At 55.8% G+C, this 17955-nt stretch carries 11 protein-coding genes and 1 pseudogene; 8 read left to right on the top strand and 4 right to left on the bottom strand.

What is annotated here, in order from left to right:
* Nucleotides 1–163: 163 nt before the first annotated feature.
* The 4 genes from dnaX to Q0F21_RS01340 form a co-directional block, all read right to left on the bottom strand.
* The gene (gene dnaX / locus Q0F21_RS01355; protein ID WP_297236668.1) at nucleotides 164–1987 is read right to left on the bottom strand and encodes a DNA polymerase III subunit gamma/tau; all 1824 of its coding nucleotides are present in this window, start codon (nucleotides 1985–1987) and stop codon (nucleotides 164–166) included.
* A gap of 6 nt (nucleotides 1988–1993) precedes the next feature.
* Nucleotides 1994–2473, bottom strand: coding sequence for a cytidine deaminase (locus Q0F21_RS01350; RefSeq protein WP_297236666.1), 480 nt, complete (start codon nucleotides 2471–2473; stop codon nucleotides 1994–1996).
* Between the two features lie 85 nt (nucleotides 2474–2558).
* Nucleotides 2559–4388, bottom strand: coding sequence for an SLC13 family permease (locus Q0F21_RS01345; protein WP_297236665.1), 1830 nt, complete (start codon nucleotides 4386–4388; stop codon nucleotides 2559–2561).
* A gap of 177 nt (nucleotides 4389–4565) precedes the next feature.
* Nucleotides 4566–5750: a PatB family C-S lyase gene (locus Q0F21_RS01340; protein WP_297236663.1), complete on the bottom strand. Its 1185-nt coding sequence runs from the start codon at nucleotides 5748–5750 to the stop codon at nucleotides 4566–4568.
* A gap of 649 nt (nucleotides 5751–6399) precedes the next feature.
* Here Q0F21_RS01340 and Q0F21_RS01335 point away from each other — a divergent pair.
* From Q0F21_RS01335 to Q0F21_RS01300, 8 genes and pseudogenes are all read left to right on the top strand, one after another.
* Nucleotides 6400–9519, top strand: coding sequence for a TonB-dependent receptor (locus tag Q0F21_RS01335; RefSeq protein WP_297236661.1), 3120 nt, complete (start codon nucleotides 6400–6402; stop codon nucleotides 9517–9519).
* A gap of 16 nt (nucleotides 9520–9535) precedes the next feature.
* A complete protein-coding gene (locus Q0F21_RS01330; protein WP_297236659.1) occupies nucleotides 9536–11188 on the top strand; it encodes a RagB/SusD family nutrient uptake outer membrane protein in 1653 nt (550 codons plus the stop codon).
* Nucleotides 11189–11289: 101 nt separating this feature from the next.
* Nucleotides 11290–12216, top strand: a complete 927-nt coding sequence (locus Q0F21_RS01325; protein ID WP_297236657.1) for a hypothetical protein — start codon at nucleotides 11290–11292, stop codon at nucleotides 12214–12216.
* Entirely contained in the window at nucleotides 12213–15152 is a 2940-nt protein-coding gene (locus Q0F21_RS01320) for a GH92 family glycosyl hydrolase (protein ID WP_297236655.1), read from the top strand. The genes Q0F21_RS01325 and Q0F21_RS01320 overlap by 4 nt, the downstream gene beginning before the upstream one ends.
* Before the next feature lie 6 nt (nucleotides 15153–15158).
* Nucleotides 15159–16016, top strand: a complete 858-nt coding sequence (locus tag Q0F21_RS01315; RefSeq protein ID WP_297236653.1) for an alkaline phosphatase — start codon at nucleotides 15159–15161, stop codon at nucleotides 16014–16016.
* Nucleotides 16016–16333 carry an alkaline phosphatase gene (locus tag Q0F21_RS01310; protein ID WP_297236651.1) on the top strand — a complete coding sequence of 106 codons (318 nt, stop codon included), beginning with the start codon at nucleotides 16016–16018 and terminating at the stop codon, nucleotides 16331–16333. The genes Q0F21_RS01315 and Q0F21_RS01310 overlap by 1 nt, the downstream gene beginning before the upstream one ends.
* Nucleotides 16330–17787, top strand: a complete 1458-nt coding sequence (locus tag Q0F21_RS01305; protein WP_297236650.1) for a metallophosphoesterase — start codon at nucleotides 16330–16332, stop codon at nucleotides 17785–17787. The genes Q0F21_RS01310 and Q0F21_RS01305 overlap by 4 nt, the downstream gene beginning before the upstream one ends.
* A gap of 1 nt (nucleotide 17788) precedes the next feature.
* Nucleotides 17789–17955, top strand: a pseudogene (locus Q0F21_RS01300) (transcriptional regulator); the annotation flags it as partial.

The following is a 17955-nucleotide window of genomic DNA, read 5'->3' as shown; positions in this document are numbered from 1 at the left end:
CGTGAAGACATACTCGTCAGACTTCTCAGTGGATGTCTGTGCTGCAGCCGTAAGGGTGAAGGTGCCTGCGGCGGCAAGACTCATCAGTAGATAAGAAAGAGTTCTTTTCATGCTGTGATAAAATTAGTGGTTTGAAAAACTAAAATGTGGTTGAATGATATACTTAGCTGTAGGGCTTCAGGTCGAGATCCTCTGCCAGTCGCTCGACCCACTTATTCTTCTTTACGAAGTAGTCATACTTCTCGGATGGAGTCGTGGGTCCCAGCTCCTTCGGGTCGTTGACCACGGGGAAGGAGATTGTCAGGAAGTCATTGCTGAGACTGTCTCTGAGGTACTGGAGCAGCTGGTCCGAGACCTTCTCCATCTCTGCCTTTTCCGTCTCACTGAAGACCTTCATCTCCAGAGAGTATGGGGGAGTAAAGAGCGGCGGATGATCCTTCATGGCACTGGCAATCAGACGATCCACACCGGGCTGATGCCGGTAGGTCGTCCATGCGCCCTTAAGCTGTTCTTCCGTAAAGGGGTTATTACGCTTCGGCTGATCAGTCGATGGAGTGACCGTCGGCTGTCCCTGTTCAGCAGTGCGCCGTCCGGTGGAGAGAGAAAATCCATAGCGGCTCTGTGCACTCGGCTGATGTGCAGTCCCGATCGGCTGGTGGTAAGGTGGCACCTGCTGTGTCGCTGCCTGATGAGGCGCTGGCTGCTGTGGCTGTTGCTGTTGCGGAACACCCCACTGCGGTTGCCGAGCGTTCTGTTGTGGTGCTGGCTGCGGCGGCGCTGCCTGCTGCGGCTGCGGTATGGTCGACTGACTCTGTGCCGGTGTGGGAGCGGCTTGAGCCTGCTTAGGCGGTGTGGTACTCTCAGCTATCTCAGCGGGAGACTTGAGCTCGCTCGTTGGCGAGAGCTCGCACATCTTGAGGAGAGCCACCTCAAGGGCGAGCCTTCGCTCGCTGCTGCTCTTGTACTTGGAGCCAAAGGCGGTGGAGATCTTCAGGTAATTCCAGATCAGTCCCGGCTTGAGCGCGGTGCTCACCTTACTTAGGCGCTCCTTGATCGACTCCGGAGCCTCGACTAGGGCAATGGTATCCTTGGTCCGAGCCACGAGGAGATTGCGGAGGAAGTTGGAGAATCCTCTCATCACCACATCTGTGTCGTAGCCGCGACGGAGGAAGTTGTCCACCAACTGGAGCACCTTATTGTGATTGCCGCGAGTGATGTAGTCGAGTAATGAGAAGTAGCCGTCTTCATCCAGAAGACTGAGATTCTTACGTACCCCCTCAACAGTGACCGAGCCGTTGCCAAAGCCGGCTATCTGGTCAAACATACTCAGCGCATCACGCATTCCACCATCTGCGCTGAGCGCAATCAGCTGGAGTGCCTCTTTGTCCGCCTTGATCCCCTTGTCCTGAGCCACATACTCCAGGTGTCGTGCGATGTCATCGGAGGTGATCCGTCGGAAGTCATAGACCTGACAGCGTGATATGATGGTGGGGAGGACCTTCTGCTTCTCTGTGGTGGCGAGGATAAAGATGGCATGTGCCGGCGGTTCCTCGAGTGTCTTCAGGAAAGCATTGAATGCACTGGAGGAGAGCATATGCACCTCGTCGATGATGTAGACCCGATACTTCCCCGTTGTAGGGGCGATGTAGACCTGATCGATGAGGTTTCGGATGTCGTCGACGGAGTTATTGGACGCCGCGTCGAGCTCAAAGATATTGTACGACCGCTGCTCATTAGCAGCAATACACTCGCTGCACTCATTACACGCCTCGCCCTCCGGTGTGCGATGCTCACAGTTGATGGTCTTGGCAAAGATGCGGGCGCATGAGGTCTTGCCCACACCTCGTGGACCGCAGAAGAGGTAGGCATGGCTGAGCTTGTCCTCCTTGATCGCATTGAGGAGCGTGGTGGTCAGCGCCTCCTGCCCCACCACGTCTCTGAAGGTGGAGGGGCGATACTTTAGCGCCGATACGACAAAGTCACTCATCGTCGGTTACAGAGAGGAAGCATCAAAGTTGATCGGCAACAGGTCGCGGCAGTCTTCGACCACAAGTGCCGACTCAGGACCTGCAAGGATCACGGGGAAGGGGTGATGATGACGATCCGCCATCTCCAGCATTACCTGCCGACAGCCTCCGCAGGGAGCGCAGGTCTTGATGATCGTACCATCCTCCTTTGCTCCCACGATCACTAGCGAAGTGACGGGATCGTCGGGATAGAGGGCGCCCGACTGGAAGAGGGCGGTCCGCTCGGCACATAGTCCGAGGGGGTAGGAGGCGTTCTCCTGATTGGTCCCCAAGACGATCCGTCCGCTCTCCAGACGGAGGGCGGCAGCGACGTGGAAGTGTGAGTAAGGCGCGTAAGCATCGGAGACAATCTCCTTAGCCTTAGCCACCAGCTCCTGATCCCCCGGTGAGAGCCGGTCGATAGGTAACTCCCTGACAGGTACCTCTATATCTCTACGCTCTGACATAAATTCACTTTAGCTTAGTACTCGTAGCGATAAAGATACGAAAAATCCCCCGATTTTAAGCTCCTTCTATTTTTCCTTATAGCATTTATAGGGGGTAGAAGAGCGGCAGGAGCCAGACCATAGCTACGATGACGATCACCTGGAGGGGCAGACCAACCCGCACGTAGTCCATAAAGCTGTACTTCCCGACGCTCATCACCATCGCATTGGGCGGGGTGGCAAAGGGACTCATAAAGCACATGCTCGCCGCTACAGATACGCCGATCATGAAGGGGACCGGACTCACCCCAAGGGCCGAGGCTGCTTGTAGAGCGATAGGCGCAAAGAGTACTGCTGTCGCTGTATTACTGATAAATGTCGTCAGCAGCTGCGTACCGAGCATGATCCCCGCCAGCACCGCATAGGAGCCATAAGTCCCGAGCCCACTCACGATACCTCCTGAGATCATGGAAGAGAGACCGGTATTGTCCATCGCCGTCGCCAGAGGTATCATGGCGGCAAAGAGGATGACGCTCTCCCAGCTAATCGTCCCGATGGCATCCTTGACGCTGCGGAAGCAACGAGTCAGGATCAGCAGTATATCAGCCACCAGGACTGCCATCACGGGAGGGAGCCAATTAAATATCATCGCCAGTATCATCAGGAAGATGATCACAGCCGCCACCGGACCCCGTTCGCTGATGATGGCCTTAGAGGCTTCCGTCGCCGGCTCTCCTAGGAGGATCAAGTCGGTCTCCTGAGCTCCCAGACGCTCTATATCCTCCCAGGTGCCCTGCAAGAGGAGCATATCCCCCTCCTGGAGCGTGGCACGGGAGAGCCTGTGGGTAATGTAGGAGCGATTGCGCTGGAGACCGACGACACTGATCCCATAAGTCTGACGCAAGTCGGTATCGCTGATCCGCCTGCCGACCAAGCGGGAGCCGTGCTTCACGACGACCTCGGCAAGACCGTACTCGCTGAAGGAGAGTCGTCCCGAGAAGGTCCTCTGTCCCTCCTGTTCGTCATCAAGGAAGGTGAGACAAGCCTCCTCCGCCAGCCGCTGCACATCCTCATAGGCACCGCTCACGTGGAGCACAAAGCCGCGGTGCAGCATCGTCTCTGCGGTTGGCACAGTGGCTCGAGCTCCGAGATGGACACCTTTAACGCCGATCACGCTACAGTGGAAGCGCCCCGTCAGGTCGAGCTCCGCCAGCGTCTTCTTCCTCAGGAAGCTCCCCTCCTCGATCCGCAGACGGTAGAGATCCTCGAGCAGGTTGTACTGACTACTGAGCTGCTCCGGACTCTTACGCATCCGCTTCGTGTCCACGGCTGCCTCCTTACCGCTAGCGAGCAGTTTGGAGAGCGGCCAGAGCAGTGCCCCGCAGATCAGGAGGATCACCAGACCGACCGGAAGGGTGGTAAAGAATTGCAGTCCCTCGTGACCCGACTCTATGAGTGAGTTGTGTACGATAAGCGTAGGCGGCGTACCGATCAGCGTCATCATCCCTGAGATACTGCAGGCAAAGGCCATCGGCATCAGCAACCGTCGTGCATCCACGCCCGACTGCGCCGCTATCGTCACCACGATCGGCATCAGTATGGCGACGGTGCCTGTGTTGCTGACGAAGAGTCCCACTATGATCGTCACGAGGATGACGAGGTAGAAGAGCCTCAGCTCGCTCTCCCCTGCCAGCGAGAGCACCTTGTTGCTAATCAGTCTGGCGAGACCGGTCTGCGTGATGGCACCACCGACGATGAAGAGCCCGGCGATCATGATGACGACCGAGTTGGAGAATCCCGCCAGCCCCTCCTCGGGAGTGATGACTCCTGTCAGTACCAGTGCCACCATGGAGCAGAGCGCCACCACATCCGACCGGATCCGCCCCCACACCAGCAGACCCGCCGTGACTATGAGAATGATAAGTACTTGGACCATCGCAAATCAATTTCTGTACGGTGGTGATTATTCTTGGTTTTCCACAAAGATACTGAAAATGGAAGTCCCCTACCCCCATCTATATTATACTGGTGTACAGCAGACAGAGAGAGGATCGACCGACATCGCAATGCCGATCGATCCTCAGTCTTAGTCAGTGGATAGTGAGGTACTTAGTCAGCCCTTCCGCTCACGAAGTCCCTTCGCCATACGCTTCATAGCCTCCTCAATAATCGAGCGAGGCTCGCCGACATTGAGACGCATGAAGTAGTCCCCACCGGTGCCAAACATCCGTCCGTCATTCATAAAGACCCCACACTTCCGGATCAGGAAGTCGACCAGCTCGTCCGGATCCTTAAATCCTGCATCGGTGAAGTCGAGGAAGATCAGGAACGAAGCCTCAGGGCGGATCATCTTTACGCCCGGCATCTCCCGCTTGAGGTAGTCCTGTACAAAGTCTACATTCTCGGCAATGTAGTCCATGCAGGCACGCGACCACTCGTCACCCTGCTCGTAGGCAGATGCGATGGCATCATAGGTCCAGCAGGAGGCTGCCTCGAGACCACACTGAAGCATGTAAGCAAAGGCCTTCTCCCGCAGCTCCTTATTGGGAATATAGTAGTGTGAGCCGATCACTCCGGGCATATTGAAGACCTTGGACGGAGCCATCAGCGACATCGTGATCTCGCGAGCCTCATCGGAGATGGAGGGGAAGGGGTGATGCTGCACGCCTCTGTAGCTCAGGTCAGCATGGATCTCATCACTCATGATGAGCACACTATGCTCATGCGCCATGTGAGCCACACGCTTTAGCTCCTCATCGCTCCACACACGCCCACCGGGATTGTGCGGGTGACAGAAGAGCAGCATCTTGGACTGAGAGAGAGCCTCATCCAGCCGATCCCAGTCGATATAGAAGCGCTCGTCACGTACCAGCAGAGGCGCCTCCACCAGCTTGCGGTTGCTCCCACGGATGACGTTGGCAAAGGGATAGTAGACCGGGGGAAGGATCGTGATCCCGTCACCCTCGTGCGAGAAGCACTGGATCAGCTTGTAGTACCCGGAGACCACACCGGGTGTGTATGAGATCTCCTCCTTGGCGGGGCGGAAGCCATATCGCTTCTCAAACCAGCTCTGGATAGCCTCGAAGTAGCGGTCCGGCGGGAAGGTATACCCCAGCACAGGGTGCTCTAGACGCTCGCGGACTGCATCGCCCACAAAGGAGGGCGTAGCGAAGTCCATATCAGCGATCCAGAGAGGAAGGATATCCTCGTACTCGCTCTCGAAGTGACCATAGCCGTCATACTTCATACAGCTGGTCCCATGTCGGTCGATGACCTTGTCAAAGTCGTACTTTGCCATAACGCAAGATTAAAGTGTTGTGTAAATCGTTTGAGTTCGTTCCAAAGGTACAAATTGTTCTGCTTTTTCTAACATCCCCATCAGCCCTCACCCCAAAAAGTCGCCTCCGTGTCGTCTCGGAAATTCTGGGAGAGGTCTCGTCCTTTTCCTTTACCGGTATTAGTGAGCTCTAATACCGGTAATAGACGCAACTAATACCGGTAATAGAAACCACCCTCTCCCAAGCCGCTCCACTACGGCAACTCTCACACCATTCGTCGAGACCGTGAGCGGAGTCCCCCCGCCCCGAAACTCCTCATAATAGCACCTTTCGCAAAAAGAAGACATTATTCCGCAAACAAATCCCGTCATATATTCGACCCAAGAAACCAATACTACACACTAATACTCAACAGCTTACGAAAATCACATCTACGCCCTTACCGATAATCGTCAGTGCGTAAAAGAAAGAGTGTAACACTAATGTCGTCAAAATGCAGTATGTTTGCCACAACGAACCACTACCTTTGGCGCAGAGTGAAGAGAGCTATATCTCATTTGCTCGTCGGAGGACGAACTTTTAATTTAAACTCCATAACTACATCTACAAACAACTTAAGTCGGTAACATGAACCTGAAGACCTCTCTAAAGGGCTGGGCAGTACTGCTTATGACTCTGACTATCTCGCTGGGTACCATACTCCCCGCAAGGGCACAGTCGGATGTCAAGGTGAGCGGGACGGTCTATGATGATGCCCTACAGCAAGCATTTCCCGGGGTGACAGTCATCGTCGCCGGGACGACAAACGGCACCTACACCAATGGTGAGGGTCACTTCACCATCAGCGCACCCGTAGGGGCGACGCTACACTTCTCATTCATAGGCTACAAGACCTATGAGTACAAGGTCGAGAAGTCTGTCTCGGACCTCAAGATCACACTCCGGGAGGACGCTCAGGCGCTTGACGAGCTTGTTGTCCTCGGGTATGGAGTCAACGCAAGGAAGCAGGACCTCTCTGCCTCAGTCGGTGTGATCGACAATACAGACGCACTCTCAGCACGCCCCGTTTCCAGTCCTGAGGGGATGCTCCAGGGACAGCTGGCAGGTGTGACGGTACAGTCCGTCGGCGGAGATCCTACCGGGCTGCCCAATATCGTCATCCGCGGACAGGGCTCACAGAATGGGGACAACGTCCTCTGGGTGGTAGACGGTATCCCGGGCGCACCCATCACCTCAGTCAGTGACATCGAGTCCATCGTGGTGCTGAAGGACGCCGCTTCCGCAGCTATCTACGGAGCGCAGTCCGGAGCCGGTGGTGTCGTCCTCGTCACGACAAAGAAAGCGAAAGAGGGCAAGCCCACCCTGACATACGACGGCACTTATGGTATCCGTCAGGCAGCCAACCTGCCTCGCCCGCTCAATGCCGAGGAGCAACTCAGGATGAGACAGCTCAGCTACGCCAACGCCGGGCAGACGATACCTGACTCCTGGAATCCGGACAAGAACCCCTGGATCAAGACCACCCGGACCGACTGGATGAAGGAGGTCTTCCGCCCCGCCTTTTACCACCGCCACAATGTCGCACTCAACGTAGGAACTGAGAAGTCCGCTAATCGACTCTCCTTTGCCTACGAGGACAATAAGGGTATCCTGCTCAATACCTACAGTCGTAACTTCTCGCTCCGCTACAACGGTCGATACGACATCAATAGATATGTCTCCATCAGCGAGGACCTGATCTGGAAGAATAGCACCGGCCGCTCCAAGAGCACCAACGACGGTTACACCGGTCCGGTCCTCTCTGCGATCTACATGCCCTCGAGTGCCACAGTGTACAATCCTCTGGATGGTACCTTTGGCGGTGTGACGACAGAGGATCCGGAGTACATCGCTAAGTACGGCAGCAACTTCGCCGACGCTCACGGCGATGCAGTCAATCCGGTTCGCCTGCTGACGGCCAGCAACTACTTCGACAAGAATAGCGATGTCTGGACCACGACGGCACTGACGCTGAGCAACCTGGTGGAGGGACTAAAGTTCACCAGCCGCTTTACATATAATATCTTCAACTACTACGGTAAGAGCTTTACTCCCATCACCGACGAGCCGGGTAAGCCCAATACATCTAATAGCTTAGGAGAGGCCTCATCCAGGACTGAAGCCTGGAAGACCGAGAACACTCTGACCTATGATCAGACCTTCGGTGATCACTCCCTGAGTGCCCTCCTCTCCACCACCGCAGATCACTGGCAGCAGATAGGCTTCTCAGGAGAAGGTAACAACTTCGCCGATGAGAGCCCCAACCTCCAGTTCTTCACCTTCGCCGGCGAGACAAGAGCAACCGACTACTTCAGTGGGCCTGATGCCAATGTCTCTCTTGTGTCACGACTGGGCTACTCCTACGCTGACCGCTACTTCGCTACCGTCTCCTGGCGTCGCGACTATGCTGGCCGACTCCCTAAGGAGCACAACTATGGAGACTTCCCGGCTGTAACAGCTGCTTGGAAGATCTCCAACGAGTCCTTTATGCCTACGTCGGAGAACTTCAATCTACTGAAACTACGTGCCTCTTGGGGACGTATCGGCAACCTCGGATCCATCCCGATGAACTACAAGTCTGCCACCCTCGGGACCAAGGACTGGCACGAGCAGGCAGTCTACGGCGTGGAGGAGAATAAGCTGTATAATAATATTGTCTTCCACTCCAAGGCGGTCAATCCTCTACTCACCTGGGAAACCTCTGAGCAGGTCGACGTCGGTCTGGACCTGGCACTCTTCCGCGAGAGACTCTCCCTCTCGATCGACTACTTCGACAAAAGGACCTTCAACCTGATCCAGGAGGCCACGATGAACTGGCCCAATACCATCGGTCTCGATCCGATGATGCTCAACCTTGGAGAGGTGAATAACCGAGGATTTGAGCTGACCGCAGCGTGGTCAGACCGTGTGACCAAGGACTTCTCCTACTCGATATCCGGCAATGTATCCTACCTGCGAAATAGGGTCACCGATATTGGTGTCAAGAATGAGGATGGCACGGCAGGAGTGTGGCTCAATAGCGGCTCAAACTTCCGCGGCATCCCCTACACCATGCAGACCGGAGAGGGTCAGCCACTCGGATCCTACTACCTGATACGGACGGACGGGATCTTCAAGTCCGAGGCTGAGGTCAAGGCTCACGCAAAGGATGGTCAGCTGATCCAGCCGAATGCCGTGCCCGGGGACCTTAGGTTTGTCGATACCAATGGCGATGGCGAGATCACTGATGCCGACAGACAATATCTGGGCAATGCCATGCCTGACTGGACCTATGCCGCCACCTTTGCCATGAACTATCGTAAGCTGGGCTTCAGCCTCATGCTGCAGGGGGTACAGGGAGCACAGGCGCTCAATGTAGCGAAGTATATGACCCTCAATGATGCGGAGGGGAGCTTCAATCGCGACAGCCGTATCCTCGATGCCTGGTCTGAGCAGAACTCAGGATCCGACATTCCCCGTCTTACGAAGGCAGATAACAATGGGAACTTCAAGACTCCGTCTGACTGGTACCTCGAGGATGCCTCCTACCTCCGACTCAAGAACGTCACCCTCTCCTATGACATGAGCGACCTCATCCGCAGCTGGTCTCACCTCGACGAGCGTAAGAGCGCACTGCAGATCTACCTGAGTGGTGAGAACCTCCTGACCCTGACTAAGTACAGCGGTATGGATCCCGAGACCGGAGGATGGGATGCCATGACCTATCCTGTATCGCGTGTTTTCTCACTCGGTGTGAAGCTCACCTACTAATTTGACACAGAAAGTTATGAAGAAGAGTAATATAATATTGGGATCTCTTGCCGGCCTTATCGGACTGGTGGGACTCTCAGGATGCAATGACTTCCTCAATACCCACCCACAGGGGACCAATTCGTCAGACCAATACTTTGCCAATGACTACCAGGCGGTAGAGGCTCTCGATGGCATCTATGCATTCTATCATCAGGAGGACTGCTTTGGACGAGAGTTCTTCTGGGAGCAGGGAGCAGCATGTGATGTTGTCTGGGGTAAGAATCGCAGCTACAACACCCTCGCCACCTTTAAGTACACCGGTGATGAGTCCCCCCTCAGGGATGTATGGGAATATATGCAGATGTGCATACAGCGAAGCAACTGGATCATCTCTGAGCTGCTTGGTAAGGAGAAGGAGCAGAAGCTTACACCCATCGAGAATAGAGTGCTCGGGGAGGCCTACTTCCTGAGAGGGTTTATCCACTTCTACACCGCCTACAGGTATGGTACCGACAAGCAGGGAGTGCCCTTCACTCGGTGGGAGGACTACGAGGGTGGATACGATAACTCCATCCCTGAGCAGAGAGCATCCGTGATGGAGAATTACAAGCTTATCCTCGAGGACATGGATGAGGCGATCAAGAGGCTGCCGAGGTATGAGACCTACAATGCGGCTGATCGTGGTCGCGCTCATCAGGCGGCAGCTGTCGGCTATAAGGCTAAGGTCTATGCCTACTGGGCGGCCTGGGATGCCTCGAAGTGGAGCGACGTGATCGCTATGGTCAATGAGCTGGAGAGTAAGTACGACCGCGGCCTTGCCGACTCGTTCTCCGATCTTTTCTCATCCGACTTCAGCAAGTTCTGGTCACGCGAGTACCTCTGGACGATCCCCTCCAATGGCGGATCCTCCGGCGGTGGTACCGAGTTCCCCGGAGTAATCCTCGAGAATAAAGGCTGGGGTGTCTACAACGGCTGGGGGCAGAATAAGCCCTCCCTCGATATCTATGAGGAGATGCTTAAGGATGGTAAGGGTAACGAGCGCCTCACAAGATCTATTCTCGAGTATGGTCAGGAGTTCCCTTTCTTTGGTGAGAAGAGGAAATTCTACTCTCAGTCAGACCTGGAGTCAGGCTTTCAAATCAATAAGTATATGGAGCCCTTTGGGCACAAGGACGCATCTCAGGAGGGGCTGGTCCATACCAATGGAAACTTCCCCTGTGCGAGGATCAACTTCCCCCTACTGCGCTTTGCGGACTGCCTGCTTCTCCGTGCCGAGGCGTATCTGATGACCGGCAATGCGGCCAAGGCTACAGAGGACATCAATCGAGTAAGGGTGCGCTCACACCTGGATCCGATCAAGGGTACGGCAACCACGGCTGACCTCTACCACGAGAGACGCTGCGAGCTGGCATTTGAGTTCTCCGACCACCTGTACGACCTGAAGAGATGGCACCTCAGCGGTGACGCTACACTTAAGGAGCTTGCCGCTAAGGAGCTGAACTCGCATCCGAGAGTGCGAGTGTATGAGAATCGTAGCAATCCTGACTCTTCCTTCACGATCGAGCCTTACAATGACTACAAGGACAAGGCGCAGTATCAGGACTACATGATCGCCTTCCCCTATCCATCGGATGTGATCACCAACTCCAATGGTAAGCTTAAGCAGAATATTGGCTATGCTAAGTGATCTTGATGAGCGAGCCTAACATTCACTAATCACACATTGGGGCATCATAGGCTCAGGGATCCGTCCCTTACCTATGATGCCCCTTTTCATCCCAGATAGATATGGAGAAGACCTCACCACTGTGGTTCCTTACGCTACTGCTGATCTCAGGACTGGTCGGCGGCTGTGGGAGAGAGCCTGAGACGAGACTGATCGACCTCGCGATCGTGGGGACGCATGATGCCACAGCCTATAATGCGTCACCCCGGCTTCGGTGCCAGGACCTGACACTGGAGGAGCAGCTGGAGGTCGGAGTCCGTGCCTTTGACCTCCGACTCGTCGACCGATATGATGGGTCCGGATGCATGGATCTTTATCATGGCAAGGAGTCGCTTGGGCTCGAGTTCACCGAGGATGTTATGCCTCTTTTTACTCAGTTTCTCACCGCCCATCCGGACGAATTCGTTATCTTGTCACTCCGGAAGGAAGATGACGAACACCACTCGCCTGATGAGATGGAGGCGTACAGTCTCTCGCTCCTGCGTGCTCTGGAGAGACCGGAGGTGGCACGGCTCCTCTATAGAGGCGAGCTCACGCCGGCAACGAAGGTCTCGGAGGTTCGAGGGAAACTGCTCATCCTGCTTCGTACGAGGATAGGCGACGATGTCTGTCTACCCTACTTTGATGGATTTCAGGACGACACCACCTTCACCGCCCGTCTGATCAATCCCTGCGGTGGGAATCTTGACCTAATGGTAGAGGACAAGTATATGGTCTGCGACACCATCGGGATGCGTGATAAGAAATCGGCTCTCAGCGAGGTACTGGACCTTGCCGAGACAATGCCTGACCACTGGATGATCGCCTATCTCAGCGGGACAGGTGACCTAACTCCTGAGGCGGTGACGGAAGAGCTCAATCCTTTCGCCTACCGTCTTCTCCGAGAGAGGACCTCGCTCCCTGGTGGGATCTACTTTATGGACTTTGCCGGAATGCCTGAGGCTCGGGCGATCATTACGCTTTGTAAGAAACAAAACTCCAAGATATGAAGAATAAACTAACCCTACAGCTCGGACTACTCCTTGTCCTGCCACTACTCCACTCCTGTGGTAAGAGTGTGGGAGAAGAACTGATCACTCCTGATTCGACCAAGCTCTATGAGATGGTCGACCCATTCATCGGGACAGGATTTCACGGACACACATTCCCCGGGGCTACCGCTCCGCTGGGAATGGTTCAGCTGAGCCCGGAAACACGATGGGAGGGCTGGGATGCCTGCGCCGGATACCACTACGATGACGACACACTCTACGGCTTTGCTCACACCCACCTCTCGGGCACCGGATGCAGCGACCTTGGGGACGTGATTTTCCTTCCCATTACAGACAGAAAGAGCTACGCTGACCACATCAATGACGAGCGGTTGCCCAAGGTTGGTTTCAGCCACGACCGCGAGAGCGCACATGCAGGCTACTACAGTGTGGAGCTGGACAACGGTATCCGGGCTGAGCTTACCGCCGGATCCCTCATAGGTGTCCATCGCTACACTTATCCTAAGGACTCCGGAGAGACCTCGCTGCTGATCGACTTAGTGAATATCAAAGGGGATGAGATCGTAGAGAGTGGTCTAAAGCAGACCTCAGATAGTACGCTGAGGGGCTACACGATTACCAATGGCTGGGTGCCCGGACAGCACGTCTACTTTGCCGCCCACCTGAGCCGTCCGATACGAGAGACCAAACTTTTCCTAAATGGAGAAAAGGTCAATGAGCAGATCGCTCAGGGCGACTCCATCCGTGCGTTACTGTCTCTAGACGCAGGGGAAGACGGCGTCGTGGAGATCTTTGTCGGGCTCTCACAGACCTCTATGGAGGCAGCTGAGGCTAATCTCAATGCGGAGCTCTCACGGTGCGGGAAGACTTTCGACCAAGTCTGTGCCAACACAGAGAAGCAGTGGAATGACCTGCTCTCTAAGGTAAAGGTAAAAGAGGGGAACAAGGAGGATCTCACCTGCCTCTACACCGCCCTCTACCACTCCCTCGTAGCGCCGAATAGGACAAGTGATGCTGACGGGAGCTATTGCGGTATGGACGATAAGATCCGCCAGGTCTCCGGAGTGAGCTACTCCACTCTGTCGCTTTGGGACACCTTCCGCGCGGAGCATCCTCTCCTTACCCTGCTCTACCCTGAGGTGGTACCGGATATGTGTCGATCCATGATGCAGATGTACCGTGAGCAGGGCGAGCTGCCCATCTGGCCGCTCTATAGTGGCGAGACACGCACCATGATCGGTTACCACGCCGTCTCCGTACTGGCTGATGCCTACCTCAGCGGACAGCTTGGGGACCTTGACCCGATGGAGGTACTCGAGGCTATGATCAAGTCATCCAATATCAACAAGAAAGGCTCCGATGCCTACACCCGACTGGGATTCATTCCCGCCAATACGCACAACGAGTCCGTCTCCTGTACCCTCGAGTACGCTTATGATGACTGGTGCATCGCTCGGATGGCGGATGCACTCGGGGAGAAAGAGATTGCAGACACCTACTACAGGCGAGCTCATAATTACATCCACCTCTTCGACGGAAGCACCAAGTTCTTCCGTGGACGTCACGAGGACGGATCTTGGGGAGCAGACTTTGACCCTTACGAGGTAAGCAAGGACTACACCGAAGCCAATGGCTGGCAGTACCGCTTTGCGCCCATGCACGATGTGGAGGGGATGATTGCTCTCCACGGTGGAGCAGAGGAGATGCTTGAAGCTCTCGACAATCTCTTCAGCGACACCACACCGGCTGGAGACCTCCAGGACATCACCGGTCTTATCGGGCAGTATGCTCATGGCAATGAGCCTAGCCATCACCTCGCCTACCTTTACAATTACCTGGGTCGCCCATCCCGCACCCAGGAGCTGACGTGTCAGATACTAGATGAACTGTACCTCAACACTCCGGAGGGGATCAGCGGCAATGAGGACTGCGGTCAGATGTCTGCCTGGTACCTCTTCACTGCCCTCGGTCTCTATCCGGTGACACCGGCTAGCGGAGAGCTTCAGATCACCACCCCCCGCTTCCGGGAGGTGACCCTGACGCTCCCGAAGGGCAAGCTCACCATTACCACAGACAAGGATCCTGCAGAGTATCCCTATATCCGATCCATCAGCCTGAATGGAAAGGAGCTGCACCGCCTCTTCGTCACCACAGAGGAGCTCGCTCAGGGAGGCACACTCGCCTTTGCGCTCTCCGACAAACCTGTAGATGACTTTCGAGTGGAGGAGAAGCCCTACAGTATGACTCATAAGGACTTCGTGTCGCCGGTCTACAGCTCGGACGACATCACCCTCTTCCACGACCAGGTGAGCGTAAGCTTAGCCACAGCCACCCCCGGAGCGACGATCTACTACACCATCGATGAGGGGGAGAAAAAGGAGTACACCGGCACCCCCATCACCCTCACTCGCAACACGACCCTCCAGGCTACTGCCGAGAAAGAAGGACTAAATCCCTCGCCCACCACGACGCTCATCGCCACAAGGGCTGAGTATGCCCCGGCGATGGAGATCACCTCCGTTGCCGATGGTGCCAACTGGACGCTCCACGCCGGATTGGTCGAGCGTACGGATCAGATCGCTGCACTTCCTATCATAGGACACGGTGTCTGCGATCAGCCCTCGATAGATATGCGAGACCGCGAGGATCTATTTGCACTCACCTTCACAGGATATATTGATGTTCCGGAGACCGATGTCTACGAGTTTCGTCTCACCTCCGATGATGGTTCCGTCCTACGTATCCACGACCGACCGATCGTCCTCAATGACGGCTCGCACGCTTTCGTCTCAGCTACCGGCAAGGCCGCACTCAGTCGCGGACTACACCCCTTCACCCTACTCTACTGGCAGGGCGCTGAGGGGAAGGGGCTCCGACTGGAGTACCGCCGACGCGGAGAGACCGACTACACCACACCCACACTCAAGCACTAATGATCCATGAAAGTCATATCTAAGCACCTCCTTATAGTCCTGCTGCTCATCGGTCTCACGGCATCAGCACAAGAGCCAAGCCGCCAGACCGTCACACTACCCTCCACCTACGAGACCGTAACGGTCCGCCCTGTGGGAGGGACCAAGGTACGCAACGTCGTCCTGATGATCGGCGACGGTATGAGCCTTGCACACATCGCTGCCCTTAGGACAGTCAATAAGGGACATATCAATCTCTCCAATGCTCAGGCCACCGGGCTTGTCATCACCACGGCGCTTGACAAGCTCGTCACCGACTCCGCCGCTGCCGCCACTGCGATGAGTACAGGGCATAAGGCTCGCTACCACACACTCGCCGTGGATAGTCTCGATCGACCCTACGCCACCATCATCGACTTCGCCCACAGCGCCGGTCTCGGCACCGGTGTGATCAGCACCTGTCGTCTTTACGATGCTACCACGGCCGCCTTCCTCGCCCACAGCTCTGAGCGAGAGGCACCCTATGAGATCATCGGGCAATTCCCCGACAGCCATTGCGATCTCATCATGGGCGGAGGGGCAAAGGTCTTTGCCGACAGACCAGATGGACGCAATATTTTCCAGGAGATGAAGGAGAAGGGGTATCGTGTCACCCGAAGCCTCAAGGACTTCGCTGCAGGCGAAAAGAGTTCCTCCGGCCGCGAGCTATGTGTCTATGCAGAGAAGGACGTACCTGTGCCTCTAGAACGGGGAGAACTACTCTCCGACGCCTCACGTCTTGCACTTGATCACTTGGTGAAGCAGACTCCTGAGGGTTTCTTCCTGATGATCGAGGGCTCTCAGCTGGACGACTATATGGTCATACCAACGACCTCGACTTGCTGATGCAGGAGACGGCGGACTTCGACCGCGCTATCGGAGCGGTCATGAAGTGGGCCGAAGAGGATGGCGAGACGCTCGTCATTGTCACAGCGGACCACGAGACCGGAGGACTCACCGTCCTCGGTGGAGATGAGGAGAAGGGCGAAGTGGAGGGAAACTTCTCCACCGGCGGCCACAGCGGCGTGCTGGTACCGATATACCTCTATGGTCCGTCATCAGACTACTTCACCGGCATCTATCACAATACCGAGATCTACCATAAGGTCATGCACCTCCTCGGACTCTCCGAGCGCTGCACCCACGAGACTGCCAGACCATGAAGCGACTACTTACATCCATCATCCTATTACTCCTGTGCTTGAGCTCCCTATCGGCGCAGGACCACCGCGGAGTGCTGCGCTTCAGAGCCGACAGCACCTTTCGTATAGCACAGTTTACCGACCTCCACATCGACCCTACCTCAGTCAATACCACACGCACCTACGAGGTTCTCCGGGAGGTGATCCGCTCGGAGCGACCGGATCTGGTCCTGCTGACCGGTGATGTCATCACTGAGCGTCCCGCGGCAGAGGGCTGGAGGACCCTCACTCGATTCTTTGAGGAGGAGAAACAGCCTTACGGCGTTCTACTCGGCAATCACGATGCTGAGGTGATCTCCAAGGACTCCATCTATGACCTCCTCGAAGGGAAGCCTTACTGTATCAGTCTCAGAGGACCGAGGGAAATTGAGGGCGAGGGCAATCAAGAGATCCGCATCGAGAGTTCCTCCGGTGGGGAGATCGCTGCCCTACTCTACCTCTTGGACTCGGGCCAGTACTACACGGACCAATTTATCAGCCACTACGACCACATACACTTCGATCAGATCGACTGGCTCAGGAGAACTCATGCCCAGACCATCTCTGAGAGTGGCAGGGAGAGCATACCATCCATGCTCTTCTTCCACATTCCCATACTGGAGTTTGAGACACTAAAAGATCAAGGGAAAGGGCACGTCAGCGAGGGCATCTCCTCCTCCACGCTAAATAGCGGACTCTTCAGCACACTGCTTGACTTAGGTGGCGTAATGGGAGTCTTCTGCGGACACGACCATGCCAATGACGCCCTGACGATCCGAGACGGCATCACCCTCGGCTACGGACGAGTAAGCGGTCTGGATGCCTATGGAGATCTTCCCAGAGGCGGACGAATGATTGTTCTGCACGAGGGAGAGCAGCGCTTCGACAGCTGGATAGCCACCCCGGAGGGAGGTCGGGAGGCTATCTTCTACTACCCCTCCGGCTTCGACTCCGATGAGGAGCAGTCCGCTCACTATCTGCCAGCACTCCCTCTCGATGCTCGGGCTCATGGAGTGAGCTACCGCTATTACGCCGGGACGATCAAGCAGACCAAGCAGATCCCCACTGTCTCCCTTGTCGCTGAAGGGACCCTGCCCAACCTCTCTATCGAGGGAGCAGACCGGGAGGACCACTTTGGCTACATCTTCGAGGCCCTCATCCGCATACCGGAGCGGGGGCTCTACCGCTTCTACACCTACTCCGATGACGGCTCTGTGCTCTACATTGATGGAGTAAAGGTGGTAGACAACGACGGAGGTCACAGCGCCCGCCTACGGGAGGGAGTGGTCGCACTGGAGGCAGGCTTCCACCGGCTTAGGGTCGACTACTTCGAGGACTACATGGGACAGACACTCGAGGTGGGACTGACCGGAAAGAGTCTCCTCCGGCAGCCTATCCCTGAGAGCATGCTATACCTCGAGCCATCTGACGAGTGATATGATACGACTGATACTACTGACAGACTTTACCGAGTCCTACTCCTACAATCTATTTGCCGGCATACAGGCCTACGCACAGGAGCATGACCGCTGGGCAGTCTGCCGCATGCCGCCGAGCTACAAGAGCCAGCATGGTCTCGCCGGCGTGCTGGAGTGGGCCCGAGC

This window comes from uncultured Porphyromonas sp., assembly GCF_934359325.1.
In the GTDB taxonomy this organism is placed as follows: domain Bacteria; phylum Bacteroidota; class Bacteroidia; order Bacteroidales; family Porphyromonadaceae; genus Porphyromonas_A.
This window is presented reverse-complemented; position numbering and strand designations above follow the sequence as displayed.